2 protein-coding genes, 1 tRNA gene and 1 pseudogene are annotated in these 2,712 nt (G+C 37.5%); 1 reads left to right on the forward strand and 3 read right to left on the reverse strand.

What is annotated here, in order from left to right:
* The 3 genes and pseudogenes from CCU_RS06200 to CCU_RS06210 all read right to left on the reverse strand — a co-directional run.
* A pseudogene (locus CCU_RS06200) lies at positions 1-388 on the reverse strand (Na+/H+ antiporter NhaC family protein); the annotation flags it as partial.
* A gap of 984 nt (positions 389-1,372) precedes the next feature.
* Complete coding sequence (locus tag CCU_RS06205) at positions 1,373-1,552, reverse strand: DUF951 domain-containing protein (protein WP_015533982.1); 180 nt, start codon at positions 1,550-1,552, stop codon at positions 1,373-1,375.
* A 115-nt stretch (positions 1,553-1,667) separates the two neighbouring features.
* Positions 1,668-1,740: transfer RNA gene (locus CCU_RS06210), tRNA-Phe, on the reverse strand.
* Between the two features lie 116 nt (positions 1,741-1,856).
* Between CCU_RS06210 and CCU_RS06215 the strand changes: the two genes are divergently transcribed.
* On the forward strand, positions 1,857-2,712 hold an 856-nt coding region (locus tag CCU_RS06215; RefSeq protein WP_208896040.1), incomplete at its 3' end, for a helicase HerA domain-containing protein.

Below are 2,712 nucleotides of genomic sequence, written 5' to 3' on the forward strand. Positions count from 1 at the left end.
CCCAGTCACCAAATGCCTTGGATCCACCTGCCTTGTTCATAAGTGCAACTATGGTTCCAAGAATGACAAGGAATATCAGTATACCTACATTATATGAATCTGAAAGCTGTGCGATCAGTCCATCCTGCAGTACATTCGATATACTGCCCGTAAAACTGAATCCGGAGGCAAACACACTTCCTATTACAATTCCTATAAACAGTGAACTGTAAACCTCCTTCGTTATAAGTGCCAGCGTGATAGCGACAACCGATGGTACAAGTGCCCAGAATGTCGCATATGTCGATGGCGATGGAATCTTATCTACATATATAGACAGAATTCCGAGAACCGCAATAATGAGAATTACCACGGCGATGGCAATAAGATTTTTCTTGCTACTCTTCATCTTGATCCTCCCTGATCTTTTTTCGTATGCATATTATCTGTGATAATTCATCTGCGGAATAATGTATTATCACGTCATATAAGTAAAGTTATATCACATAAGCATGCCATTTGAATAGTGCAAATATCTGATTTATTCCTTTTCAGTCAAAAACAGTCAAAATTTATTATGAATATGTGAATATGACGGAAAACAATCAAATGCTATTGCATAAATAACATTTATGTCATATTATCAGCTTGTAAGCAAGAGATACAAGAACAGCAGAAACATCTTCAGCTTACACTGGAATTTGACAATTTACTATTTTTTGTTTTTACTCCCTTTTTTCGTAGTCAGAAATGACTACACCCCCCAATCCCTTAATTGACGCAGCCGTCAAGCGGCTGCGTCCCTCCCTTAAAGGTGAGTAACCAAATGTTATGATATATTCAATATCAGCTCACAAAAAATCTTATATAAATAAAAAGAGCAGAAGCATGATCGCCTAATCGTGATTCTGCTCTTTTATTATTATATATCTCTTCTGTATTGCGCAACTTGTCTGTGTGCAACTTGCGCAATATCGTTGCGTTATGTTACATCAGATGATTTTTTACGATTATACATGCAAAAGTAGTCAAAAACAGTCAAAATCGCCAACAAATATGGCATTATAACCTAAATGAGCCAAATGCTATTGCAATCCTGATCCATTTATCATATTATCAACTTGTAAGCAAGAGATACAGAAAGACAACAGAAAGCGTTGACAGCTTACACTGAAATTTGACAATTTACTATTTTTTGTTATTTACTCCCTTTTTTGTAGTCAGAAATGACTACACCCCCCAATCCCTTAATTGGCGCAGCCGTCAAGCGGCTGCGCTCCTCCCTTAAAGAGAGTAAAGCTAATATATGAGTTATACTCAATCGGCTCACAAAAAACTTTATATAAAAAAAGAAGCAGAATCATAATCGCCTAATCATGATCCTGCTTCTTTTTTATTCTTCAATAAATCCCTTGAAGTTCTTCTCCACCAATTTTCTGGGCACCATGACCTGATGATCACAGCCAGTACATCTGAGTCTGAAATCCATTCCTACTCTGAGTATCTCCCAGGAATTCGTTCCACAAGGATGCGCCTTCTTCATCTTTATAACCTGTCCAACCTCAAATACCATTCTGATATCTCCTCCTTCGGAATCCTATAAATATACATACTGTACGTTTTGGAGGGCTTTGCCCGCATAAACAAATAAAAGCTGAAACTCATAAAAGTTTCAGCTTTTCATCTAGTGCCCAAAGCTGGAATCGAACCAGCGACACGAGGATTTTCAGTCCTCTGCTCTACCAACTGAGCTATCTGGGCTTACATAAAAATAGCGGGGACAGGATTTGAACCTATGACCTACGCAAAACAGATGGCCTCTATAATTAAAGGAATTTTATGGCGGCGAGGATTCTGTACCGTATGCAATCAAGTGCATGGAGTTTTCGAATGTTGAGGAGTTTTTTTCAGATGGATTAGGGCTACCTATTGACAAGTTTAATGTTGATGAAAGAAGTTTCCTTGCTGATGAAATGCCGCCATTTGAATATTTTTCATATAAATATCAGAATGTGATGCCTAGCGAGATCCTTGCCAGATATTTGCAGTTCCCAGAGAGAGAAGTGCCTGGGTTTTATCTTGATAAAGAGATGACATTTGATTGTGCACCAAGGAGATCGGCAGATGGATTTAGGATAGGAAATGTTGCATATAATGGTAAGCCTTTAACGCAAATATATTATGATATTCGATTAGACGATTTTACAAGACATGGCTTAATAAACGGTATAACTGGAGGTGGAAAAAGTAATACATCCAAATTTATTTTAAAGGAACTATATACAAAATATAGCATTCCATTTCTTGTTATAGAATCAGCAAAACAGGAGTATTACGAGCTTGGACGAATCCTAAATATATCACCAGTGGTGTTTACACTAGGTTATGAAGGCAATGATTCAGTTCCGTTTAGGATAAATCCATTTGAGAAAATAGATGGTGTGCCGTTACAGCTACATATTGATTATTTACTATCTTCTTTTAAGGCTAGTTTTGAATTATATCCTCCAATGCCATATATTCTAGAGACTAGTGTGTATAACGTGTATGCGGAATTGGGATGGGATGTTTTGAATGATAGAAATACAAAAGGAAGAACAGACTACCCAACACTAGATGATTTATATTACGAAGTTGAGATTGTCGCAGAGGAGTTGGCAAATGGCGCTAAGTGGAAATCAGATGTAGTGGCTTCTTTGCAGGCTCGTATTAAGTCTCTGATGATAGGCGGCA

This window comes from Coprococcus sp. ART55/1, assembly GCF_000210595.1.
Lineage (GTDB): Bacteria > Bacillota > Clostridia > Lachnospirales > Lachnospiraceae > Coprococcus > Coprococcus aceti.

Coding starts and splice junctions, on each gene's coding strand:
- CCU_RS06205 (WP_015533982.1), bottom strand. CDS start 1,552: ATGGTATTTGAGGTTGGACAGGTTATAAAGATGAAGAAGGCGCATCCT.